Source organism: Gordonia sp. DT101 (assembly GCF_049844895.1).
Classification (GTDB): domain Bacteria; phylum Actinomycetota; class Actinomycetes; order Mycobacteriales; family Mycobacteriaceae; genus Gordonia.
Genome location: NZ_JBNCLX010000003.1, coordinates 504,299 through 527,648, shown reverse-complemented (window position 1 = coordinate 527,648; position 23,350 = coordinate 504,299). Strand labels below are relative to the sequence as shown.

The following is a 23,350-nucleotide window of genomic DNA, read 5'->3' as shown; positions in this document are numbered from 1 at the left end:
TACTCGGCCGTCAGGTATTGGGCTCCGCCTTACCCCGCCGGTGCCGGATTCGTATTCAACGAAACGGTTGACAATGACGACAGCAGCGCGCAAGGTTGTATTCAACCAAACGGTTGAGGAGGGGTCAGGTGGCCGACGAGCTGTCAAAAGTGTTCGCCGCTCTCGCGGATCCGACCCGGCGCGACATGGTGGCGCGGTTGGCGGTTTCCGATGCGACGGTGAGTCAGCTCGCCGACCCGTACGACGTCAGCGTCCAGGCGGTGTCGAAGCATCTGAAGGTGCTCGAGGAGGCCGGTCTGGTGACCCGTACCCGGGAGGCGCAGACCCGCCCGGTCCATCTGGAAGCGGAGGTGTTCGACCTCATGACCAAGTGGATCGAGCGTTATCGCAGGCAGGCCGAAGAGCGCTATCAGCGACTCGATGCCCTGCTCGCGGACATGAACGACGGCCCCGCGGCGCAACGTCGCGAGGAGAAGAGACCACGACGGAGAGGAAAGGCATCATGAGCGCAGTACAGACCCGTTATCCGGAGGCCGCGATCGAGGCCGACAAGGAGGTCCCGATCATCCGGATCACCCGCGATTTCCGCGGTACCCCCGCCCAGCTGATGAAGGCGCACACCGATCCCGAGCTGTTCGTCCGGTGGGTTGGGCCGAGCTCGATCAGTAGTCGGATCATCGACTGGGATGTCCGTGACGGGGGCAGCTGGCGATACGTGTCCGAGCGCGACGGCGAGCAGTTCGGCTTCCGGGGATGTTTCCACTCGGTCTCCGACGACAAGGTGGTGCAGACCTTCACCTTCGAGGGGATGCCGGACCAGGTGGCCCTCGAGACCCTGTGGTTCGAGGACCTCGGCGATGGCACGACACGTCTGCATGCCCAGTCGCTGTGCGACAGCTTCGAGGCGCGCGACGGATGGCTCGCATCGGGCATGGAGGTCGGCGTCAACGAGGGATACGACGCACTCGAGAACCTGCTCACGTCAGGTGAGGTGTGAGTCCGGTGGCCGAGTCGATCGTCGGGCTCTCCCCGGCCGAGCGCCACCGTGCCGTCGCCGACGGCTTCGACGCGCAGATCTCCGACGTCTCGGATTGGGATGCGCCGACGCCGGTCGACGGATGGGTGGCACGTGATGTCGTCGCCCACCTCGTCGAGTGGTTCCCCGGTTTCCTCGCCGGGGGAGGTGTGGAACTGCCGGCAGGGCCGCCGGTCGCCGACGATCCGTCGGCCGCGTGGAAGGCGCATGCGGCAGCCGTTCAGGCGTTGCTCGACGGCCCGTCCGCCGACGACACCTTCACCCATCCGATGGCCGGTGAACACCGGTTGGCCGCCGCGATCGACCAGTTCTACACCGCCGACGTCTACATGCACACGTGGGATCTCGCGGCATCGGCCGGCCATGCGCCGGCACTGGACCCGGCGTTCGCCGAGCACCTGCGCTCGGGGATGGTCGGGATCGAGGAGATGCTGCGGGCGTCGGGTCAGTATGGGCAGGCGGTGGCGGTGGCGGATGACGCAGACCCGGTGAGCCGGCTCGTCGGGTTCATCGGCCGCGATCCGGAGTGGTCCCCACCTTCGCCGAGGTGACCGCGTACACCGCGGAGTACCGTGGATCGGGTGCCAGAGGAGAACTTCACCACACATACCTCCCAGACCACCGAAACCCATCACCCGTCGCCCCGAACGCTGGGTGAGCTGCGCGCGAGTGGCCACATCCAGCGCAGTGTGCGCGACGAGATCCGCAACAACCTGCTGAGCGCGTTGCGTGCGGGTCGCGATCCCTGGCCCGGCATCGTCGGGTTCGAGGGGACCGTGATCCCACAACTCGAGCGGGCGTTGATCGCCGGACACGACGTGGTGATGCTAGGTGAACGCGGTCAGGGCAAGACCCGCATCCTGCGAACGCTGGTCGGCCTGCTCGACGAGTGGACTCCGGTCATCACCGGTTCCGAACTCGGCGAGCACCCCTACGAGCCGATCACCCCGGGATCCATCCGCAAGGCGGCCAACCTGCTCGACGATCTGCCGATCGAATGGCGCCATCGCAGCCAGCGTTACGCCGAGAAGCTCGCCACCCCCGATACCTCGGTCGCCGACCTGGTCGGCGACATCGATCCGATGAAGGTGGCCGAGGGGCGCAGCCTGGGCGATCCGGAGACCATCCACTTCGGTCTGATCCCACGGTCCCATCGCGGCATCGTCGCCATCAATGAGCTCCCCGACCTCGCCGAGCGCATCCAGGTGTCGATGCTGAACGTCATGGAGGAGCGTGACATCCAGGTCCGTGGCTACACGCTGCGGCTACCGCTCGACGTCCTCGTGATGGCCAGTGCGAACCCGGAGGACTACACCAACCGCGGCCGCATCATCACACCGCTCAAGGACCGATTCGGCGCCGAGATCCGGACGCACTACCCCCTGGAACTCGACGACGAGATCGCCGTCATCGAGCAGGAGGCCGACCTCACCGCGACAGTCCCGACCTTCATCACCGAGATCCTCGCGCGGTTCACCCGCTACGCACGCGATCATCCGTCGATCGATCAACGCTCGGGTGTCTCCGCGCGCTTCTCGATCGCAGGGGCGGAGACGGTCGCTGCCGCTGCACTCCATCGCGCGACGGTGACGGGGGAGGACGTGGCGGTAGCACGAGTTGTCGACCTGGAGTCGGTGATCGAGGTGCTGCGCGGCAAGATCGAGTTCGAGTCCGGGGAAGAGGGGCGCGAACTCGAGATCCTTGAACACCTGATGCGTAAATCGGTCGCCGACACCGTGCGCGCACATCTCGGCGGCATCGACATGGCCCCGCTGGTCGACGCACTGGAGAACGGTGAACCCGTGGTGACCGGAGACCGCGTCACTGCCGCCGATCTGCTCGGATCGATCCCCGACCCGGAGACCACGTCCGCGGTCCTCGACGACATCGCCGCTCGCCTCGATGCGGAGGTCGACAGCGAACGCGCCAGCGCGATCGAACTGGCGCTGGAAGGTCTCTTCCTCGCCCGGCGGATCGGCAAGGAAGCCGACGAGACCGGGCAGACGATCTACGGCTGAGTTCGACAGCTGGAAACGGGAGCCGAACACCATGGTGCACAAGAGTTTCCATCGATCACGGTATCAGCGGTACGCCGGCGGCCCGGACCCGCTGGCGCCGCCGGTCGATCTTCGGGAAGCGTTGCGGGACATCGGCGACGACGTCATGGCAGGCACTTCGCCACAGCGCGCCCTGCGGGAGTTCCTGCGCCGCGGCTCGGCCGACATGCGGGGGCTGGACAAGCTCCGCGAGCAGGCCGAACGCCGTCGTCAGGAGTTGCTGAAGCAGCGGAATCTCGACGGTACCTTCGCCGAGATCCGCGAACTGCTCGACCGTGCGGTCCTCGAGGAACGCAAGCAACTCGCGCGCGACCTCGACGACGACGCGCGGTTCAAGGAGATGCAGATCGGCAGTCTCCCGCCGTCGACCGCGCAGGCCGTCGAGGAACTGTCGGAATACGATTGGCGCAGCCAGCAGGCACGCGAGGACTACGAGAAGATCAAGGATCTGCTCGGGCGGGAACTCCTCGACCAGCGTTTCGAGGGGATGAAAGATGCCCTCGAAGGCGCGAATGAGCAGGACCGGCAACGTGTCTCGGAGATGCTCTCCGATCTCAACGAGCTGCTCGATGCGCATAACCGCGGTGCGGACACCACAGATCAGTTCAACGAGTTCATGGACAAGCACGGGGACTTCTTTCCGGAGAACCCGAGTAACACATCCGAACTCATCGATTCGCTGGCGCAGCGTGCGGCCGCGGCCCAGCAGTTCTACAACTCGCTCACACCCGAACAGCGCGCGGAACTGGATCAGCTCGCCCAGCAGGCCTTCGGATCGCCGGAACTCATGAGCCAGCTGGCGCAGATGGATTCGGCACTGCGCGAGGCGCGGCCGGGTCTCGACTGGGACAACGCGCAGTCGTTCTCGGGGGACCAGCAGATGGGGCTGGGGCAGGGGGCGGCCGCGTTACGCGACATCTCCGAGCTGGAGGCCCTCAGCGAGCAGTTGTCCCAGCAGTACGCCGGTGCCCAGATGGATGACCTCGACCTCGATGCCCTCGCCCGCCAGCTCGGCGACGAGGCGGCGGTCGACGCGCAGCGCCTCGCCGAGCTGGAGAAGGCCTTGTCCGAGGAGGGATTCTTCGATCGCACCTCCGACGGACAATTGCGGCTGAGCCCCAAGGCGATGCGGCAGCTCGGACAGTCGATCTTCCGCGACATCGCCGAGCAACTATCGGGGCGCGGAGATCGGCAGACCCGCCGAACGGGTGCCCTCGGCGAGCCGACGGGGGCGTCACGCGAATGGGAGTTCGGCGACACCGACCCCTGGGACGTGACCCGCACGGTCTCGAACGCGGTGTTGCGCACCGTTTCGGAGAGTGACGAGCCGTCGTTGATGTCGGCGGAGATGGCCCGCGGTGGCGTGCGTATCGACGTCCGTGACGTGGAGGTCGCCGAGACAGAGGCCCGTACCCAGGCTGCCGTCGTGCTGCTGGTGGACACCTCGTTCTCGATGGAGATGGAGGGCAGGTGGACGCCCATGAAGCGCACGGCCATCGCGCTCAATCACCTGATCTCCACCCGCTTCCGCAGCGACGAACTGCATCTGATCGCATTCGGCAGGTATGCCAGGTCCATCGACATCGCCGAGCTGACCGGGCTGCAGCCGCGGATGGAACAGGGGACCAACCTGCATCACGCCCTGCTGCTCGCCCAGCGTCACCTCCGCAGGTTCCCGAATGCGCAACCGGTGGTCCTCGTCGTCACCGACGGTGAACCGACCGCGCACCTCGATCCCAGCGGCGAACCGTTCTTCTTCTATCCGCCACACCCACAGACGATCGCGGTCACCGTCCGCGAACTCGACCACGTGTCGCGGCTCGGAGCCCAGGTGACGTTCTTCCGGCTCGGCGAGGATCCCGGTCTGGCACATTTCATGGATCAGATCGCCCGGCGGATCGGTGGGCGTGTGATCGCGCCGGACGTCGACGGACTCGGCGCCGCGGTGGTCGGGGACTACCTGCGATCGCGGCGCGGTCATCGACGATGAATCGGAGCTTCTCAGGGTGGCGGATCAGGGTTTCCTGGGTGTCTGTGAAGTAGGGCGACCGACGGAAATCAGGGTGGTCGCGCCGAAGTGCGCCCACTAGGCTCGAACCCTGTGACAACCCCCGAGGATCTACCGGCCCCCGACGACCGCCGAGCCCGTCTGCGGGCCGCCGACACCGATCGTGAACTCGTGCACCAGATCCTGTCCGCCGCGATGGCCGGTGGCAGCCTCTCGCCCGCCGAATACGAGGAGCGTGCCGGGAAAGCCGTTACGGCCAAGACTTTCGGTGAGCTCGACGAGCTCACCGACGATCTACCGGTCGGTCAGCTCGGAGTGCCGATGCCCTTCGTCGGTGAACCCTCTGTCAGTCGGGTCGTCACGGGCTCGGGTCGCTCGCCGGTGGCACACCGATTCGCGCTGATGTCGGCCGCCGAGATCAAGGGCACCGTCGTCGTCGCGGACAGCATCACCGCCACCGCGATCATGGGCGCCGTGGAGATCGACCTCCGGGACGCCGAGTTCACCGCTGCGGTCCTCACCATCCGCTGCACCGCGATCATGGGGTCCGTCGACATCACCGTGCCGCCCGACGTCGGCGTCGAGGTCAACGGGTGGCCGATCATGGGCGGATTCGGTGGCCGCGCGACGGGGCCGGGTATGCCGGGTGCGCCGACCGTCCGGGTCGTCGGGTTCGCGCTGATGGGTGGCGTCGAGGTCAAGCGCAAGGACCGCAAGCAGCGGACACCGTCGTAGTTCAGGCGAGCAGAAAGGCGATGATCCCGATCGCGGGAATGGACGCCAACGTGGTGATCAATGCGGTGTCGCGAGCCATGATCTGCGCACGTCGATACCGGGTCGCGTAGACGAGCACATTCTGGGCCGTCGGCAGAGCGGCGATCACCACCTGGGCGAACAACTGATGGCCCGTTTCGCCGAATCCCCACCGGGCCACGACATAGACCAGCGCGGGCATCGCGACCACCTTGAGGACCGAGGCCAACGCGATCGCCCGGCGCGGGCTCTGGCCCTTCTTGAAGACGGCGACCCCGGTCAACGACAATCCGAACGCGAGCAGGGCGCCCGGCACCGACGCGTTGCCCAGCATCTTCATCGGCTCCATGACCGCGGCCGGCGGCATCCAGCCGACCGCGGAGATCACCAGTCCGGCCACGCCGCCGACAACGATCGGGTTGGTCAGGGGCGCGGCCACGGCATCTCGGAGCGTGGACGTGCGCGGTGAGGTCCCGGTGGCCGGATCGGAGACCGTGAGGTCGAGGGTGATCAGTGCCATCGGCGAGTACACCAGGATCTGGAACAGCAGGAGCGGGGCGATGAACGACGCGTCGTCGAGGACGAAGATGGCGATCGGGAGTCCGAGGTTCACGCTGTTCACGTACGACGACGCGAGGCCGCCGATCGCGAGTTCGGGGATCTCACTGCGAATCCAGAGCCGTGCGACCACGACGTAGATAACGCCGATGGCGAGTGCGCTGCCACCTGCGATGACCAGCGTCGTCGAAAAGATGACGGACAGGTCCGACGTGATCAGCGAGTGGAACAGCAGGGCGGGTGTGCACACGAAGAAGACGAGCCGGGACAACACCTCGTGGGCACTGTCTCCGAGCACGCGGGTGCGGCCGAGGATGTAGCCGATCCCCACCATGATGAAGATGACGGTGAAGCCCGAGACCACTCCTGACACCGGGCCGAGTGTATTCACCGTGTTCGAGGCGACGTTCACAGGTGCGGGACCGGCATCGGTCGACGACGCGATCGGATCACCCATCCGTTCGCATACGCTGGGGATCGTGGAAAGGACCATTCGATGACGAATCCGACCGACGGCCCCCAGAATCCACAGGACGATCGCGCGGCAGGTGACCAGAACGAGCCGGTGACCGATCGGTCACCGGCCGCCGACCAGGCCCCACAGCCGGAGTCGCCGACGACCCATTCCGAGGGCTGGCAGTCGTACGGGACGGGCCCTCAGTACGGGACGGAATCTCAGTACGGGACGACTCCCGAGTATGGCTCCGCCCCGCAGTACGGCACAGCACCCCAGTACGGCACGGCACCCCAGTACGGCACGGCACCCCAGTACGGCACGGCACCCCAATACGGCACAGCACCCCAGTACGGGTCCGCCCCGCAGTACGGCGCTGCACCCCAATACGGTGCGGCACCCCAATACGGTGCTGCTCCGCAATACGGCACCGCACCTCAGTACGGGACGGCACCTCAGTACGGGACGGCACCTCACTACGGCGCACCTTATGGTGCGGGCTATCCGGGGATGCGTCAGACCAACGGAAAGGCGATCGCGGCGCTGATCTGCGGTATCGGATCGTTTCTCGTCTGTCCCGGTGTGCTCGGTGTGGTGGCGGTGATCCTGGGCAACTCGGCCCGCGACGAGATCGAGGCATCGGCGGGAACTCAGGACGGCGAGGGCATGGCCAAGGCCGGACTCATCCTCGGATGGATCTCCATCGCGTTGGTGGTGATCGTCCTGCTGATCGTGCTGATCGTGCTGATCGCCGGAGCGTTCGCCACGTCGTCGTAGACCCGGCAGGGACGACGTTTTGGAGCTTGGGCCACGGGCCGGTAGTCTGGGGAGGTTGTGTGCCGCGCCTGACCGGCTCGAAAGCTGTGACAGTCCGGGCGCACGGATCGACGGGACCTACCGACAGTCATGCCGGACGGTTCCCACGGACTCGCACGTAGGAGAAGGGCTCAACCATGGCTGTACCCAAGCGCCGGATGTCGCGGGCGAACACCCGCAGCCGTCGTTCGCAGTGGAAAGCGGATAACCCGGCATTGCAAGAGGTGAAGGTGAACGGCGTCGCACAGCGCATTCCGCGTCGTCTCGTGAAGGCGGCCAAAGCCGGCATCATCGACCTGGATCGCCGCTGAGCGCATACCGCTGACTTCGACGTCACGTCGAAGCCGCGAATACTTTCACAACGACCGCCCCGGCCCGCCGGGGCGGTCGTTGTTGTGCTCGCCGGCTGCTGACACCATGATCGGGTGCTGCAAGACATCCTCAACGACATCGGGATCGTCGTCTTCGCCGCTTCCGGTGCGCTGCTGGGTGTGCGCAAGGATTTCGATCTCTGGGGCATTCTCACGGTCGGTGCGCTGACCGGCGTCGGCGGCGGCATCCTCCGCGACGTCCTGCTGGGGATCACCCCACCGACCTCGGTCGAGAACTGGCCGCCCATCGTCGTTGCCACGGTGGCAAGCCTCGTGGTCTTTTTCTTTCACCCGGCGTTCTCCGAGTTGCGCCGTAGTGTCTTGCTGCTCGACGCGATCGGCATGGGCCTGTTCGCCACCAGCGGCGCCTCCATCGCGATCGATCAACACGCGAGCGCGTTCGCCGCGACTCTCGTCGGTCTGCTGACGGCCGTGGGCGGCGGCATCCTTCGCGATGTCCTGGCCAACGAGATCCCGTTGTTGCTGCAACCCGCCGATCTCTATGCGGTTCCTGCTCTCCTGGGAGCCGGGGTCGTCGGAGTCGGCGCCACCTATTCGTCGGTGCCCACCTGGGTGTGGTTGGCGGTCGGCACGGTGCTCGCCACCGGGCTGCGGATCACCGGGCTGGTGTTCGGCTTGCGGCTACCGACCGCGCCGAGCGGTCTGCGGCGTCGCAACTGACCGGCCTTCGCTCCCTGAACCGTTGTGATCCGACCGATCGAAATGCGTCGGTTTTGTCGCCGGGAACCGGAGGGTCACATATCTTGCTCGGATGAACCGGAAGTGGGGGAGGCCCGGTCTGTGTGGTCGGGTGGTCGGGCTGTCGGTGGTGCTCGTCGCGGTGTGTGTGCTCGGCGCGACGGGTGTCGCCCAGGCCGCACCGGATGCGGGGCGCGGTGCGGGAAGTGTGACGCAGGCCTACCTGCTCGGGGCGAGCCCCGGAGCCGGTGTCGCCCTGCGGAACGGCGCGGGACAGGTCGTCGGGGCGGGCCACGTCGACCGGCTCGGCTCATTCCTCGTCAGGGAACTCGGCCCCGGTCCCGGCTATCGCTTCGAGGTGAACGGACGGTCGGGTAACACCTTCGCGGTTCTCGACGGTCCGACGCCACCACCGGACACGCTGTACCGACAGCCCCTGAGGCAGGGGCTGAACTACATCCGGGTGCGCGACGGCGTGACCCTGGCGGCAGTTGTGCATCCGCCGGTGGGAAAGACCTTGGCAGACGGCCCGTTCCCGACAGTGATCGAATACTCGGGTTATCAGACGGCCGCGCCCCATGACTTCGTGATCGGCGCGATCGGTGGCGCGGCCAACCGCCCCGATCCGCTGGCGCCCGCCGTCAGTACGAATCTCGGCGGCATCGTCGCACCCACCGCCGGTTTCGCCACGGTCAGCCTGCAGATGCGCGGGAGTGGTTGTTCTGGTGGGGCTTTCGACCTGTTCGACTATCCGACCGTCTACGACGGCTACGACGTGATCGAGACCGTGGCACGTCAGCCGTGGGTTGCCGGCCACCGCGTCGGAATGGTGGGCATCTCGTTCTCCGGGATCTCCCAGATCTCGGTTGCGGGCACCCGTCCGCCGAGCCTCGCGGCCATCGCGCCGATGAGCATCACCGACGACCTGTACTCGACGGGATTCCCCGGCGGCATATTCAACACCGGCTTCGCGAACACGTGGCTCGCCGAACGCCAGGCCGACGCCCGTCCTGCGCCCGACGGCGGCCAGCCCTACGCCCGCGAACTGGTGCGTCGCGGTGATCGCGTGTGTGCGGCCAACCAACGACTCCGACTACAGACGCAGGACGTCGAGCAGCTGGTCGAGCAGAACCCGACGCGAACCCCGGCCCTGTTCGATCATCGTGCGCCCGCGTACTGGGCGTCGAAGATCACCGTGCCGGTCTTCCTCGCCGGCGCCCTTCAGGACGAACAGACCGGCCCCCAATGGACCTCCGTCATCGGTCAACTGCGCGGAAATCGCAATGTCTGGGTCCGGGCAGTCAACGGTGCCCACATCGACTCGATGGACCCGCAGATCCTCGGGCCGTGGAACGAATTTCTCGATCTCTTTGTGGCCCAGCGTGTACCGCAGACCAAGCCCGCCCTCACCGCATTGGCTCCGGTGCTCTACGAGTCGACCACGGGCACACCCGGACGGCCCGTGGTCACGTCCCGGTTCCCACTGGCCACCTCGCTCGCCGCGGCGCGTGCCGCGTTCGCCCGCGACCCGCGGGTGCAGATCTTATTCGGGTCGGGTACCGACCCTGGCACGGCCGGCGGTCCGGGGAATCTGTCGTCGCCGTGGTCGGCCGGCTTCGGCGCGTGGCCGCCCGCAGCGGTGGGCGACGGGCAGCGATTGACCCTCGATGCGGGTGGCCGGCTGACGGCTGATCCGGCCGGTCCGTCGTCGATCTCTTTCCGACCGGACCCGGCTGCGCGGCCGGGAGGAACCCTCGACGTGGTCGGTCCGTCACAGCTGCCGTGGAAGGCCTTGCCCCGCTACGACTGGGCGTCGGTGCCGGGTCGGTCGGGGGTTGGCTTCGTGTCCGCTCCACGGCCGGTGGATGCGGTTGCCGTCGGACCCGCGAGTCTCGATCTGCGGCTCGCGTCCTCGGCGCCGGACACCGACCTACAGGCCACCATCTCGGAGATCCGCCCCGACGGCAACGAGACCTATGTGACCTCGGGGTATCTGCGCGCATCGCTGCGCCGGGTGAATGCGGCTGCGACACCGCTGGATCCGAGGCGGGACTGGGTGGCACCGCAACCACTGGCAGGCGGCTTCCAGACGGTGCGGATCGCCCTGAATCCCATCGCATATCCGTTCCGGGCTGGCTCCCGGATCCGGGTCACCATCACCGCTCCCGGCGGGGACCGGACATCGTGGCGCTTTGCGACACCGGCCACCGGCGGTCGCGTGGTCGACAGCATCGCGCTCGGGGCGGGTGGCTCTGCGCTGATTCTGCCGATCGTGCCGGGGATGCGCGCAGGAACACGGCTGGGCGCATGCGAAGGGCTCCGCGGCCAGCCGTGCCGGCGCTATTCGAGCGCGTTCAACGGCGGGTGATCGCTACTGGGCGATGAACTTGTTGACGGCCCGGTTGAGGAAATTCGGGATGAACTTCGCGGCGTTGCCGAGGAACAGTGTCTGCGCGCCCACCGAGTAGCTGGTGCGGTGCAGGAGCTTGTCCTGCCGGGTCGGATGCACCGACTCCCAGACCTTCTCGGCGACCTGCTCGGGGGTGATCCGCACGCCGAGAGTCTTTGTCGACTTGGCGTCGTTGTCGGCGAGTGCGGTCTTCGCCCACAGCGGCCAGATACCCACGACGCGGATGTCGTCTTGCTCCCATTCCAGTTCGAGGGCCTCGGTCAGGCCGCCGACGAAGAACTTGGCGGCGCTGTAGGTGGCAATACCGGGCTGGCCGTAGATGGCCGAGGCCGAGGCGATGTTCACCAGGTGCGCGCCCGGTGTCGCCTTCAGATACGGAAATGCCGCTTGCGCTCCAAGTGCCACGCCGAGGGCGTCGATGTCGATCTGGCGTCGCACGGCGTCGGGCGAGATCTCGTGCAGCGGCCCCTCGACGAGGATGCCCGCGTTGTTGTCGAGCACGTCGAGACGGCCGTCGGTGTGCGAGGTGAAGTCGGCGAGTGCCTCGGCCCACTGCACGTGGTCGCGCACATCGAGCTTTCCGACGATCCAGCCGGGGTGATTCGCCTGCACCTTCGACAGCGCATCATCCGAGACGTCGTAGACACCGACCGTCCAGCCCTCCCGATCGAAGCGCTCGGCGGTCGCCAATCCGATACCAGACGCACCGCCGGAAATGAAGATCGATGACATGTGTGTTCTCCTGCCTTTGCCCAGTTGAGAGGGGATATCGAGCTAAGTTACCGGTCAGTATATGCCGGAGCCTGTTTACTCCCTCACGCCCCGATGCTATCTTGACAACACGCATTGTCATAACAGTGCTCATTGTCAAGAAAGAACAGTTGTTCACCGACGACCTGGAGGTCGAATCCGATGACTGCAGCGATGGAACGGACGCAGAGCGACGGCGGCACGCCGGACCCGGCTCGCCCGGACAACGTCGTGAGCATGCGCGACCAGGGAACCAACGAGGTCTCCGAGCGCCTACTGGCGTCAGCTGCGCGCCTCTCCCGCAACGCGATGACCGAGATCGACTGGTCCGAGCCGATGGATCCGACGAAGTACGGCTGCAGTCCGGAGTGGTCGTCGCTGTACGGGACGGCCTACTGGGACGAGCTCAGCGAGGAGCAGCGCATCTCGGTGACCCGTCACGAGTTCGCGTCGATCATGAACATCGGCATCTGGTTCGAGATGATCCTTCAGGAGATGGTCATCCGGGACCAGTATCTCGGCGATTACCACAACCCCGAATTCCAGTTCGCACTTGTTGAGGTGGCCGACGAGTGTCGTCACTCGATCATGTTCGCCAAGGCCTCCGAAAAGATGGTCGGCACCTCCTACAAGCCGACCAAGAAGGTCGGACGGCTGGGCAAGCTTTTCAAGCGCACCGCCAAGAACGAGATCGCCTACGCCGGCATCCTCGTCGCGGAGGAGGTGCTCGACGTGTTCCAGCGAGGCTGCATGCGCGATGACCGGGTGCTCCCGTTCATCCGCACGGTCAACGAGATCCACGTGCTCGAGGAGTCACGCCACATGAAGTTCGCGCGTGAAGAGGTGCGGGAGTCCATGGAAGGCGTCGGCTGGGCGCGGCGTCAGTTCAGTGCCCTGTACGTATCGCTCGGCGCCTACTTCATCGTCACCAGCCTGGTGCAGAAGAAGGCGTTCGCCGATGCCGGGCTCGACGCCGATCGTGCAGTCGCCGAGATGAATTCGAACTCGCACTTCCAGTCGATGATCCGCAGCAGCTGCGCGCATCTGATGGAGTTCCTCGACGAGGTCGGGCTGCTGACCCGCCCGGCGATGCACTACTACCGCAAAGCGAACATGCTCTGATGTTCGTCATCACCCAGTCCTGCTGCAGCGATGCAGCATGTGTGTCCGTGTGTCCGGTGAACTGTATCCACCCGACGCCGGAGGAACGCGGTTTCGGCAGTTCCGACATCCTGCACATCGATCCGGAGACGTGCATCGACTGCGGTGCCTGTGCTGATGCCTGCCCGGTCGATGCCATCTACCCGGCCGACAAACTGGGCACCCGCGACAAGGTGTTCATCGACATCAACGCGGATTTCTACAAGAACAACGCTGACATCACCTCCGGGTGGGATCAGGTCGAATACCCCGAGATCCCGAAACTTCCTGCAGGACTGCGGGTTGCGTTGGTGGGTACGGGACCGTCGGGCGGATATGCCCTGCGGACGATCCTCGACCGTACCGAGGCGCAGGTCACCGTGATCGACAAGCTGCCGACGCCGGGCGGGCTGGTCCGTGCCGGTGTCGCGCCCGATCATCCGGGTACCAAGGGCGTGCTGCGCGGGTTCGACCTGCTCTACCGCGACCCGCGGGTCACCATGGCGACCAACGTCGAGGTGGGTACCGACCCCGGGCAGATCACACCGGCCGAGTTGGCCGAACACTTCGACGCGGTGTTCTACGCCGTCGGTGCAAGTGAGTCACGGCGTCTCGGTATCGCCGGTGAGGATCTGCCGGGTTCGACGTCGGCGACCGATCTGGTGGCCTGGTACAACGCGGTTCCCGGCAAAGAGGCCCCGCCACTTCCTGCCGACGGCACCGGCCGCGCGGTGGTGGTCGGCACCGGTAATGTCGCGCTCGACGTCGCGCGCATTCTCGTCTCCCCGCCGGAACTCCTCGCCACCACCGACATCGCGGATCGTGCTTTGCGGATCCTCGAGCAACAGAACATTCACGAAGTCGTGGTGCTGGGCCGGCGGGATCAGGCGAGTGCCGCGTACACCTCGGCGGAATATCGTGCGTTGTCGACCATTCCGGGCGTCGAGATCGTCGTCCACGACGATCCGTCGGCCGAGATCCCGGATCTCCGTGGGCCCGCCGACCAGAGCAAGCGCCGCATCGTCTTCCTCTACCACACCTCGCCCGACGAGATCGTCGGAGAGCAACGCGTGGAGGGCGTGACGGTGCAGACCGGTGGCACCCGACACACCGTTGCCGCCGACCTCGTGGTGCGATCCATCGGTTACCGATCGACGCCGATCGCCGGCCTGCCCTTCGACGACGAGCGCGGCGTGTTCCCGAACAGCGACGGCCGGATGCTCGACGACGACGGGAATGTCATCCGGGGCGCCTATGTCCTCGGATGGGCAAAGCGTGGTCCGAGCGGCGGCATCGGCACCAACAAGGTGTGCGCCGAGTCGACGGTCGAGGACTTCATCCGCGACGCCGCAGGCGGCCGACTCGAGCGAACGACCACGGAGTCCAAGGCGTTCGCCGCACTGCTGCGCAAACGTGCGCGGCATGTGATCGGCTATCGCGGCATGCGGGCGATCGACGTGAGTGAGCGGCGTCGGGGCCTCCCCCAGGGGCGGCCCCGGGTCAAGTACACCGACGTGGCCGACATGGTCGGCGCCGCGGGTTGGCGCAAGCGGTAGTGCTGGGGCGTAGATCTCGATACGCACGCTCGCTTCGCTCGCGGGCTACTCGATCGGCGAAAACCACGGGCAATCGCGGGCTACTCGGTCGGCGAGAATCTCCGCTGATCGAGTGGCGTGGACTCCGGTACCGCTGATCGAGTAGGTACCGAGCGCAGCGAGGCACCGTATCGAGATCACCGTATCGAGATCACCGTCATTCGTGTCGGCGGTGAGGTCCTGACAATCGCCTTGTAACACCGAGGCAAGCAATGAGTCATGCGCAGTCGCGATAGTGGCACACATGTCCAGCACACCGCGGTTCCTGCAAGGCGTCTTCGCGTTCACCGGCACCGGACTCACCAAGCCGGGCCCGGTTGATCCGTCGCTGACCTTCGTGGTGCCGTCCGGGCTGACCGCCCAGCCGCTCTACTTCCGCGGCGGCAACAGTTCCGACGAACTGATCTACGTCACCCTGACACGCGACGGCACGCCGATGCGGATCTTCCCGATGGGGGCCAAGGCGTCGGTGAACGTGCCGCTGCGGGTGGTCGAGGACGTCGACCCGGACTCGACGCTCGAATTGGTACTCGCAGCCCCCGAGGGCGCCACCGGGGAAGTCGTCATCGATTTCGGGATGGTCGTGTTCTGATGCCGAAACGCAAGCTCGTCGTCGTCGGCAACGGGATGGCCGGTGCGCGCACCGTCGAGGAGATCCTGGCCCGCGGGGGTGCGGAGCTGTTCGACGTGACGATGATCGGTGACGAACCCTACGGCAACTACAACCGCATCATGCTCAGTCACGTCCTGTCCGGCGAGGCGTCGGTCGACGATGACGACCTGATGCTGAATCCGATGGCGTGGTACCGCGAGAACGGTGTCACGCTCTATTCCGGCGACAGCGCAGAGTCGATCGATCGCTTCGCCAAGTCGGTGACCTGTGCGAGTGGGCGGGTCATCGATTTCGACTCGCTCATCATCGCAACCGGATCGAACACCTTCTTCCCCAACATGGATGGCCTCCGTGAACCGGACGGCCGACTCGCACGTGGCGTGTTCGGGTTCCGGACCATCGCGGATACCAACGGAATGCTGCAGATGGCGACCTCGCGCGACGACGTGCGCGCCGTGGTCATCGGCGGTGGCCTGCTCGGCCTGGAGGCGGCGTACGGGCTGAAGACGCAGGGTCTCGAGGTGGATGTGGTCCATTCGCCGGGGCACCTGATGAATCAGCAGCTCGACGAACGCGGCGGAAAGGTGCTGCGCAACAAGATCGAAGAGCTCGGGGTGGGCGTGCACACGGGTAAGCGCACCACTGCGGTACTTCGCGCCGACGACGAGACCGTGGCCGGCGTGGGCTTCGCCGACGGCGAGTCGTTGCCCGCTGACATGATCGTTGTCACGGCGGGTATCCGGCCCAATGTCGAACTCGCCCGCGGTGCCGGTCTGGTCATCGAGCGGGGCATCGTCGTCGACGATCAGATGCGCTGTGAAGACGAGGGATTCATCTTCGCCGTCGGCGAGTGCGCGCAGCATCGCAGCGAGGTGTACGGCCTGGTGGCACCGCTGTGGGAACAGGCGGCGGTGCTCGCCGACGTCATCACCGGAGCGAATCCGTCTGCGGAATACCATGGTTCGCGTTTGACCACGAAGCTGAAGGTGGCGGGGGTCGATGTGGCGGCCATGGGTGTCAAGGGGCCCGAACGTGACGACGACGAGTTCGTCCAGTTCTACGAACCACGCAGTGGTACCTACAAGAGTGTGGTGGTCCGCGACAACAAACTGATCGGCGCGATGCTGCTCGGCGACATCTCCAAGGCGAACTTCCTCACGCAGGCGTTCGATGAGAAGGTGCCGTTGCCGGATGAACGTATCTCGATGTTGTTCGACATGGGTACACCGAGCGCTGAGACCGGTGCGGCCGAACTCGCCGACGACGTCCAGGTGTGCAACTGCAACGGAGTCACCAAGGGTGACATCGTCGGGTGTGTGCGGGGCGGTTGTACGAATGTCAGCGAGGTGTGTGCGGCCACGCGGGCCGGAAAGGGCTGTGGCTCCTGCAAGTCGCTGGTCGCCGACATCGTCGAGTTCGCGGCGGGGGACGCGCTCACCGCCGACGTGTCGGCCGATTGGTACGTGCCCGCAATCCCGCTGACCAAGCCGGAGCTCGTCGACGCGATACGTCGTCAGGATCTCCGCTCGGTGACCGATGTCTTCGCGGCGCTGGCACCGGGTGGCGAGGATGCCTCCGCGAAGATGCCGCTGGCCTCGCTGCTGCGCATGATCTGGGGTGCCGACTGGAAGCGGGAGCCGGGCGCGCTGTTCGTCAACGACCGCGTGCACGCCAACATCCAGCGCGACGGCACCTTCTCGGTGGTGCCACAGATGAAGGGCGGCGTGACGTCGCCGCAGCAGCTGCGTCGGATCGCCGATGTCGCGGAGAAGTACGACATCCCGATGATCAAGGCGACCGGTGGACAGCGTATCGATCTGCTGGGGGTGAAGAAGGAAGACCTGCCGAAGGTCTGGCAGGACCTGGACATGCCGTCCGGCTATGCGTACGGCAAGTCGTTCCGGACCGTGAAGACCTGCGTGGGTACGGATTACTGCCGCTTCGGACTCGGCGACTCGACGCAGCTGGGGATCGACATCGAGACGCGGTATCAGGGACTGGAGTCGCCGGCCAAGCTGAAGTTGGCGGTCACCGGATGTCCGCGTAACTGTGCCGAGGCGTTGTGCAAGGACTTCGGGGTGGTGGCGATCGGCGATGGCAAATGGGAGATCTACGTCGGCGGCGCCGCCGGCGCCCACATCCGCAAAGGTGATCTGCTCGCGACCGCGGACTCGCCCGACGAGGTGATCCGGTTGTGCGGCATCTTCATCCAGTATTACCGGGAACAGGCGAAGTGGCTGGAGCGGACCTACGCGTGGGTACCGCGGGTCGGCATCGAGGAGCTTCGCGCGATCCTGGTCGACGACCGCGACGGCATCGTGGCCGGTCTGCAGGAGCGGATCGACGATGCGGTGGCCGGCTATGTCGATCCGTGGCTCGATCGGGAGGAACCGAAGTCGCCGGCGCAGTTCACGTCGTCGTTGCCGTTGCTCCCGTTGCCGAAGGTGCCGGTTCGGTGACCCGCGTCGATACAGGGGTCGCGGTCGGGCCGATGGAGGATCTCTTGCCGGGCGAAGGTCGCGCGTATGCCGTCGATGATCGTCAGATCGCGGTGTTCCGGATGACCGATGGGACACTGCGGGCCACTGATGCGGTATGCCCGCACAAAGGTGGTCCACTCGCCGACGGCCAGTTCGACCTCGGTCAGGTCGTGTGCCCGTTGCACCAGTACGCTTTTCGATTCACCGACGGGGCGTGCACTTCCGAGGGGGTCGGGTCGGTCCAGACTTGCCGGGTGGAGGATCGCGACGGCCAGGTCGTGGTCTGGGTGTGAGTCGCTGTCCCAGATGACACCCGAGCGCGACTCCGAGGCGAGATGGAGCGCGTCGGCTCGCTCAGGTGTCGTCTGAGACAAGCTGTTTTCGCTCGACAACCGGCTTGAGGTGCTCACGGCGACGAATGAGGTCCAGGATGGTCTCCTCGACGTCGGGCCATTCGTGGACCACCTGGTGGTACGTAAGTCTGATGACGACGTACCCGAGTTCGACTGCTTTTCGATCGCGCTCGCGACCTTTCTCGAACTGTTCTTTGCTGCTGTGGGTTTCGTAGCCGTCAACTTCGATGATCATGGAGGTGCCGACAACAAAGTCGACGATGCCGACGGCCGGGATGGCGACCTGTGATCGGACCCCGATCCCGCGGGAGCGTAAGCGGAATCGGGTCATGGACTCCGTACCTGACTGTGCCTCACCTTCACATCGGTCGAGTAGGCGGCGGATGCGTGTCGGGGCCGAGTGAAACTGGACCTCGAGATCGGAGACGTCGAGCAGTTGGTGATTCAGGATCGAATCGCAGACCACCACGATGCCTTCGTCGTCCAGGCACTTGAGTGCGTGGCGCAGGGCGACCGTGAGCTCATCGACGCTGGACAGCTCTGATTCGGGTCTGCCGTACTGTTCGCAGAACGTCCTGTGCGTGCCGCGATGAGCGGTCGCGCGTGCGCGGACATGTACGACCTCCGATGTGCCAGGGACCCAGACTTCGTGAAGCCGAAGTGCGGACAGACAGCTGAGAACGCCGCCCGCTGATACTGCCGCCGCGACATCTTGGTTCGCCCAGGTTGTCGCGTACCAACCACGTCGCAGGCACCGCAGGACCCCACTCGTGATGGCGGCCCGGAGTTCGTTGCGGGTCATACCTGCTGAACAGAGTTGTTTCCAAGAAGCGACGCCGAAGCCGGCCGCCAGGACACCAGCGCAATCGGAATGAACCATTGCTGCAGCGTCGCATTTCGGAGTCGTCGAAAGCGGACGGTGACCTCGAGAGCGGCTTTCTGTGGACAAAAGAGGGACTGTGGACAGTGTCCGCTGTCTGCGGTGTCCCAGATGACACTTGAGCGCGGCACGGCGGCAACTTATGGTTCGGTCGTCCGCTCAGGTGTCATCGGGGACAGCACCACAGCATATTCAATAGACGTCGCGGACGTAGCGCTTGTCCGCGGCCAGCGCCTTCACGTATCCCTCGGCGCTCGTGGGTGCCAACTTTCCGTGCTGGGCGACCACACCTTTCAGCGCGGAGTCGACATCCTTGGCCATGCGTCCGGCATCGCCACAGACATAGATGTGCGCGCCGTCGTGTAGCCATCGGTATAGTTCGGCGCCGTGTTCGCGCATCCGGTCCTGTACGTAGACCTTTGAGGCCTGGTCCCGCGAGAAGGCCACGTCGAGTCTGGTGAGCACGCCGTCGGCCAGCATCGAGGTCAGCTCGTCCCGGTAGTAGAAGTCGGTCGCGGCATACTGCTCGCCGAAGAACAGCCAGTTCGGACCCGTGTGACCGAGCGCCTGCCGTTCGTGGAGGAAGGCCCGGAACGGTGCGATCCCGGTCCCCGGGCCGATCATGATCATCGGCGCGTCGGGATCGGTCGGTGGCCGGAAGTGGTTGGTGGAGTTGACGAAGATCCCGATGTCCTCGTCGTGGGCCTGGTCGGCGAGGAACGTCGAACAGACGCCGCCGCGGGGCGTGCCGTGCACGTTATATCGGACCGCGGAAACCGTCAGGTGCACCTCCTCCGGGCTCGACAACGGACTCGACGAGATCGAATACGACCGAGGTGTCAACGGTTTCAGCACGTTGATCCAATCGGAAGCCGACGCGCGCACGGGGTGGTCGGACAGCAGATCGACCGACTGGCGCCCCCAACTCCATTCCGCGAAACGATGCTTGTTCCCGCCGGCGGTCAGATCGCGCAGGTCGTCGTCCCCGGTCCGTTCCGCGACGAACCGGACCAGATCGTTGTTCACCTTGGCGAACTCGAGGCGTTCCCGCAACGCACGGCGCAGCGTCATCTCACCGGCGTCGGGGAGGTCGACGACTTCGTCGCCGTCGAGGCGGGTCGCCGACAACCACTCCTCGATGAGGGCCGGATTGTTGCGCGGCCAGACGCCCAGGGCATCTCCCGTGCGGTAGGTCAACGAGTTGGGCGGTAGGTGAAATGCGAAGTTGCGAACGTCTTTCTGCGATCCTGCGCCATTGAGCTTGATGTTGCGGGCCAAGGACGTGACGAAGGGGTTTTTGCGGGAGTACGCGGTCGTGCAGTCAGCAGCTGGGCTCGGACGGTCCGAGGCGGATACACGAGGTCGGTTGCTGTCGCCGAGATCGTGGTTGCTGTCGGCGGGATTCGGGTTGCTGTCAGTGGTGGTGGTGCTCAGCGCACCGACGACCTGCTCGAGCCAACTGCCTGCCGTGTCCTCGAACTCGGGCTCGCAGTCGACACGATCGAGGATCCGAGAGCCGCCCAGCTCACCGATGCGTGCATCGAGTTTGCGTCCGTGGCCACAGAAGTCGTCGTAACTCGAGTCGCCGAAGGCGAGCACCGCGTACCGGACGCCGGAGAGGTCGGGTGCGTCGTCGGTGTGCAGTGCCTCCCAGAACTCACTCCCGTTGTCGGGTGGATCTCCGTCACCGGTGGTCGACGTGACGAACAGGACTGTCTCGTGGTCGGGGAGCCCACCCGGGTCGCATTGGTCCATCGGGACCGTGGTGACGATGCGACCGGTGCCGGCGACGCGATCGGCGCACAGGGTCGCGAACTCTTCGGCATTGCCCATCTGCGACGCCCAGAGGACGGTGACCGCTCCGGCAGACCCCGCTTTGTCGGTGAGGTCGACGGGTGCCGACGCACCTGCGGAAAGTTTCTGGCGGGAGAACATTCCGGCCAACAGACCCGACACCCAGGTGCGGGTGTCGGGTGTCAGGGGCGCATCGGCAGGTAATACCGGGACCGCGCCGACCGGCGGATCGGCGCGTAGTCCACCGATGATCCCCGCGAGGTAGAGCTTCTCGCGGTCAGTGGACTGAGGGGCCGCGATCTCGGACACGCCGAGAAGGCCGGCGAGAGTGTTGATCACGGATTGCCCTTCGGGTGACGGAGGGGAATGTCCTGCTGTTGGTGCGTTCTCGGAATTCGCGGCGGCGGCCACGCGGGTCAGGGTCACCGCGCACACCTTGAACTCGGGTTGCTGCGACGTCGGATCGACGGCGTCGGAGGTGACCGCGTTGATGGCGAGGTCGTCGCCGAACATGTCGTTCCAGTGAAAGGGCACAAAGCAGTTGCCGGGCCGTACGCGATCGGAGATCGATGCCGGCAGAACCGCATGCCCTCGGCGCGAGGCCACCTCGACCCGATCGTCGGCGCTGATGCCGAGGCGCTCGGCATCGGTGGGATGGATCTCGACGAAGGGGCCCGGATTGAGTTTGTTGAGCTTCGCCACGCGCCCGGTCTTGGTCATGGTGTGCCATTGGTGCGGAAGCCGACCGGTGTTGAGCAGGAACGGGTGATCGTCGTCGGGCATCTCGGCGGGATCGACGTGCGGTCGGGCGAAGAACTGGGCACGACGGGACGGGGTGGCGAACGCCAAGGCCGGGGCGGAGCCGTCCTCGGCCCGATGCAGGGATTGGCTGACACCGTCGTTGAGATAGCGGATCGGGTTGCGGCCGTGTGGGTCCGAGTGGTCCACGAGATCGTCGGGTGGGCACGGCCATTGCATGGGCGTGCGGCGCAGGCCGTCGTAGGTCATTCCGCGCAGGTCGTATCCCGTGCGCGGATTGGCGAACTCACGGATCTCGTCGAAGACCTCCTCGGCGCTCGCATGGCCGAATGCGTCGGCATAACCCATCTCGCAGGCGATCCGGGCGATGATCTGCCAGTCGGGGATGGCCTGTCCCGGGGCCTCGACGGCCGGCTCGAACAGCGTGACGTTGCGCTCCGAGTTGACCATGGTGCCGGCGGATTCGGTCCACAGTGAGGCCGGGAGCGCGACGTCGGCGTAGGAGTTGGTCTCGGTGTCCGCGAAGGCGTCCTGGGTGATCACCAGCTCGGCCCGCTCCAGGCCGGCGATGACCGTCGACCGATTGGCTACCGAGGCAACCGGATTGGTGCAGATGATCCAGCAGGCGCGGATCTCCCCGTCGGACATCCGGCGGAACAGGTCGATGGTGCCGCCCCCGGCGTCGGTGCGCAGGGTGCCGGGCTCGAGCCCCCATTTCGCCTCGACGAAGGAGCGGTCGTCATCGGAGGTCACCGCACGTTGTCCGGGGAGTCCTGGACCCATGTACCCCATCTCGCGACCGCCCATTGCGTTCGGCTGCCCCGTGAGCGAGAAGGGTCCGCTGCCGAGCCGGCAGATCGCGCCGGTCGCGAGGTGAAGGTTGATGAGCGCGTTGGTGTTCCAGGTGCCGTGCGTCGACTGGTTGAGACCCATCGTCCAGCAGCTCATCCAGTTGTCGGCGGTGCCGATCATCTCGGCGGCGCGGCGCAGATCGTCGGCGGGGATGCCGGTGATCTCGCTGACCAGGTCGGGCGGGTACTGCGCGGCGAAGTCGGGCATCTGGTCGAAGCCGTCGGTGTACGACGCGATGAAGTCGTCGTCGGTGTGCCCGCCGGTGATCAGCAGGTGCAGCAGTCCGTTCAGGAGCGCGAGGTCGGTGCCGGGCTTGACCTGCAGGAAGAGGTCGGCCTTGTCGGCGGTGGCGGTGCGGCGCGGATCGACCACGATCAGCTTGGCCCCGGCCTTGATGCGGTCCATCATGCGCAGGTGCAGGATCGGATGGCAGTCCACGATGTTGGAGCCGATCACGAAGAAGAGGTCGGCGTGGTCGAAGTCCTGGTACGAACCCGGCGGACCATCGGCGCCCAGGGATTGCTTGTATCCGGTACCGGCGCTCGCCATGCACAGACGCGAGTTCGACTCGATCTGGTTGGTTCCGATGAATCCCTTGGCGAGCTTGTTGGAGAGGTACTGCGCCTCCATCGACATCTGGCCGGAGACGTAGAGCGCCACCGCGTCGGGGCCGTGTTGGTCGATGATCGTTCGCAATCGACGGGCGGTGTCGGTGATCACCTGATCCAGGTCGCCGGGTTGTGGGGTGGCGCCGCGTTCGGTGCGGATCATCGGGGCGCTCAGCCGACCACCGCCGGCGAGCATGTCGGCGGTGGTGGAGCCCTTGGTGCAGAGGCGGCCGAAGTTGGTCGGGTGGTCTTTGCGGCCGGTGGTCTTGAGGATCTGGCCCGATTCTCCGACGGACAGATCCATGCCGCACCCCACGCCGCAGTAGGCGCACAGCGATTGGACGATGCCGACGGATTTCACATG

Annotated in this window: 19 protein-coding genes; 15 read left to right on the top strand and 4 right to left on the bottom strand. The window is 65.9% G+C overall.

Features of this window, described 5'->3' with window-relative positions; all coding sequences use genetic code 11:
- The first annotated feature begins 128 nt into the window (after positions 1-128).
- From ACLQ3I_RS13760 to ACLQ3I_RS13735, 6 genes are all read left to right on the top strand, one after another.
- Positions 129-506, top strand: a complete 378-nt coding sequence (locus ACLQ3I_RS13760) for an ArsR/SmtB family transcription factor (RefSeq protein ID WP_425788742.1) — start codon at positions 129-131, stop codon at positions 504-506.
- The gene (locus ACLQ3I_RS13755) at positions 503-997 is read left to right on the top strand and encodes an SRPBCC family protein (RefSeq protein ID WP_425788741.1); all 495 of its coding nucleotides are present in this window, start codon (positions 503-505) and stop codon (positions 995-997) included. The genes ACLQ3I_RS13760 and ACLQ3I_RS13755 overlap by 4 nt, the downstream gene beginning before the upstream one ends.
- Positions 998-1,002: 5 nt before the next feature.
- A complete protein-coding gene (locus tag ACLQ3I_RS13750) occupies positions 1,003-1,587 on the top strand; it encodes a TIGR03086 family protein (RefSeq protein WP_425802466.1) in 585 nt (194 codons plus the stop codon).
- 21 nt (positions 1,588-1,608) lie between these two features.
- On the top strand, positions 1,609-3,054 hold the full coding sequence (locus ACLQ3I_RS13745; RefSeq protein WP_425802464.1) for a sigma 54-interacting transcriptional regulator: 1,446 nt from the start codon (positions 1,609-1,611) through the stop codon (positions 3,052-3,054).
- A 31-nt stretch (positions 3,055-3,085) separates the two neighbouring features.
- The gene (locus ACLQ3I_RS13740; RefSeq protein WP_425802461.1) at positions 3,086-5,083 is read left to right on the top strand and encodes a VWA domain-containing protein; all 1,998 of its coding nucleotides are present in this window, start codon (positions 3,086-3,088) and stop codon (positions 5,081-5,083) included.
- A 111-nt stretch (positions 5,084-5,194) separates the two neighbouring features.
- Positions 5,195-5,836: a DUF1707 SHOCT-like domain-containing protein gene (locus ACLQ3I_RS13735; RefSeq protein WP_425788733.1), complete on the top strand. Its 642-nt coding sequence runs from the start codon at positions 5,195-5,197 to the stop codon at positions 5,834-5,836.
- Position 5,837: 1 nt separating this feature from the next.
- Here ACLQ3I_RS13735 and ACLQ3I_RS13730 read toward each other — a convergent pair whose 3' ends face one another.
- On the bottom strand, positions 5,838-6,785 hold the full coding sequence (locus ACLQ3I_RS13730; RefSeq protein ID WP_425802459.1) for an AEC family transporter: 948 nt from the start codon (positions 6,783-6,785) through the stop codon (positions 5,838-5,840).
- A 123-nt stretch (positions 6,786-6,908) separates the two neighbouring features.
- On the opposite strand from ACLQ3I_RS13730, the gene ACLQ3I_RS13725 reads away from it, so the two are divergent.
- The 4 genes from ACLQ3I_RS13725 (at position 6,909) to ACLQ3I_RS13710 (ending at position 11,120) form a co-directional block, all read left to right on the top strand.
- On the top strand, positions 6,909-7,643 hold the full coding sequence (locus ACLQ3I_RS13725; RefSeq protein ID WP_425788729.1) for a DUF4190 domain-containing protein: 735 nt from the start codon (positions 6,909-6,911) through the stop codon (positions 7,641-7,643).
- Positions 7,644-7,819: 176 nt separating this feature from the next.
- A complete protein-coding gene (gene rpmF / locus ACLQ3I_RS13720; RefSeq protein WP_124707982.1) occupies positions 7,820-7,993 on the top strand; it encodes a 50S ribosomal protein L32 in 174 nt (57 codons plus the stop codon).
- 114 nt (positions 7,994-8,107) lie between these two features.
- Entirely contained in the window at positions 8,108-8,734 is a 627-nt protein-coding gene (locus ACLQ3I_RS13715; protein ID WP_425788727.1) for a trimeric intracellular cation channel family protein, read from the top strand.
- A gap of 91 nt (positions 8,735-8,825) precedes the next feature.
- Positions 8,826-11,120, top strand: coding sequence for a CocE/NonD family hydrolase (locus ACLQ3I_RS13710; protein WP_425788725.1), 2,295 nt, complete (start codon positions 8,826-8,828; stop codon positions 11,118-11,120).
- A 3-nt stretch (positions 11,121-11,123) separates the two neighbouring features.
- On the opposite strand, the gene ACLQ3I_RS13705 is transcribed toward ACLQ3I_RS13710, so the two are convergent.
- Positions 11,124-11,894 (bottom strand): SDR family oxidoreductase, encoded by a 771-nt coding sequence (locus tag ACLQ3I_RS13705; protein WP_425788723.1) that lies wholly within the window; start codon positions 11,892-11,894, stop codon positions 11,124-11,126.
- Positions 11,895-12,074: 180 nt separating this feature from the next.
- Here ACLQ3I_RS13705 and ACLQ3I_RS13700 point away from each other — a divergent pair, with 180 nt between their 5' ends.
- The 5 genes from ACLQ3I_RS13700 to ACLQ3I_RS13680 all read left to right on the top strand — a co-directional run bounded on the left by ACLQ3I_RS13700 (position 12,075) and on the right by ACLQ3I_RS13680 (position 18,033).
- Positions 12,075-13,034 carry an AurF N-oxygenase family protein gene (locus tag ACLQ3I_RS13700; protein WP_425788721.1) on the top strand — a complete coding sequence of 320 codons (960 nt, stop codon included), beginning with the start codon at positions 12,075-12,077 and terminating at the stop codon, positions 13,032-13,034.
- Positions 13,034-14,608, top strand: coding sequence for a 4Fe-4S binding protein (locus ACLQ3I_RS13695; RefSeq protein WP_425802457.1), 1,575 nt, complete (start codon positions 13,034-13,036; stop codon positions 14,606-14,608). Before ACLQ3I_RS13700 ends, ACLQ3I_RS13695 begins: the two co-directional genes overlap by 1 nt.
- Positions 14,609-14,891: 283 nt before the next feature.
- Positions 14,892-15,239 carry a molybdopterin oxidoreductase gene (locus tag ACLQ3I_RS13690; RefSeq protein WP_425788717.1) on the top strand — a complete coding sequence of 116 codons (348 nt, stop codon included), beginning with the start codon at positions 14,892-14,894 and terminating at the stop codon, positions 15,237-15,239.
- The gene (nirB, locus tag ACLQ3I_RS13685) at positions 15,239-17,719 is read left to right on the top strand and encodes a nitrite reductase large subunit NirB (RefSeq protein ID WP_425802455.1); all 2,481 of its coding nucleotides are present in this window, start codon (positions 15,239-15,241) and stop codon (positions 17,717-17,719) included. The genes ACLQ3I_RS13690 and nirB overlap by 1 nt, the downstream gene beginning before the upstream one ends.
- Positions 17,716-18,033 (top strand): Rieske (2Fe-2S) protein, encoded by a 318-nt coding sequence (locus ACLQ3I_RS13680; RefSeq protein ID WP_425802453.1) that lies wholly within the window; start codon positions 17,716-17,718, stop codon positions 18,031-18,033. Before nirB ends, ACLQ3I_RS13680 begins: the two co-directional genes overlap by 4 nt.
- 61 nt (positions 18,034-18,094) lie before the next feature.
- Here ACLQ3I_RS13680 and ACLQ3I_RS13675 read toward each other — a convergent pair whose 3' ends face one another.
- Complete coding sequence (locus tag ACLQ3I_RS13675; RefSeq protein ID WP_425802450.1) at positions 18,095-18,424, bottom strand: endonuclease domain-containing protein; 330 nt, start codon at positions 18,422-18,424, stop codon at positions 18,095-18,097.
- Between the two features lie 741 nt (positions 18,425-19,165).
- Complete coding sequence (locus tag ACLQ3I_RS13670) at positions 19,166-23,290, bottom strand: molybdopterin-dependent oxidoreductase (protein ID WP_425802827.1); 4,125 nt, start codon at positions 23,288-23,290, stop codon at positions 19,166-19,168.
- Positions 23,291-23,350 lie beyond the last annotated feature (60 nt).

Coding starts and splice junctions, on each gene's coding strand:
- ACLQ3I_RS13740 (WP_425802461.1), top strand. CDS start 3,086: ATGGTGCACAAGAGTTTCCATCGATCACGGTATCAGCGGTACGCCGGC.
- rpmF (WP_124707982.1), top strand. CDS start 7,820: ATGGCTGTACCCAAGCGCCGGATGTCGCGGGCGAACACCCGCAGCCGT.
- ACLQ3I_RS13695 (WP_425802457.1), top strand. CDS start 13,034: ATGTTCGTCATCACCCAGTCCTGCTGCAGCGATGCAGCATGTGTGTCC.
- ACLQ3I_RS13710 (WP_425788725.1), top strand. CDS start 8,826: ATGAACCGGAAGTGGGGGAGGCCCGGTCTGTGTGGTCGGGTGGTCGGG.
- nirB (WP_425802455.1), top strand. CDS start 15,239: ATGCCGAAACGCAAGCTCGTCGTCGTCGGCAACGGGATGGCCGGTGCG.
- ACLQ3I_RS13725 (WP_425788729.1), top strand. CDS start 6,909: ATGACGAATCCGACCGACGGCCCCCAGAATCCACAGGACGATCGCGCG.
- ACLQ3I_RS13690 (WP_425788717.1), top strand. CDS start 14,892: ATGTCCAGCACACCGCGGTTCCTGCAAGGCGTCTTCGCGTTCACCGGC.
- ACLQ3I_RS13670 (WP_425802827.1), bottom strand. CDS start 23,290: ATGGATCTGTCCGTCGGAGAATCGGGCCAGATCCTCAAGACCACCGGC.
- ACLQ3I_RS13700 (WP_425788721.1), top strand. CDS start 12,075: ATGACTGCAGCGATGGAACGGACGCAGAGCGACGGCGGCACGCCGGAC.
- ACLQ3I_RS13675 (WP_425802450.1), bottom strand. CDS start 18,424: ATGACCCGATTCCGCTTACGCTCCCGCGGGATCGGGGTCCGATCACAG.
- ACLQ3I_RS13705 (WP_425788723.1), bottom strand. CDS start 11,894: ATGTCATCGATCTTCATTTCCGGCGGTGCGTCTGGTATCGGATTGGCG.
- ACLQ3I_RS13755 (WP_425788741.1), top strand. CDS start 503: ATGAGCGCAGTACAGACCCGTTATCCGGAGGCCGCGATCGAGGCCGAC.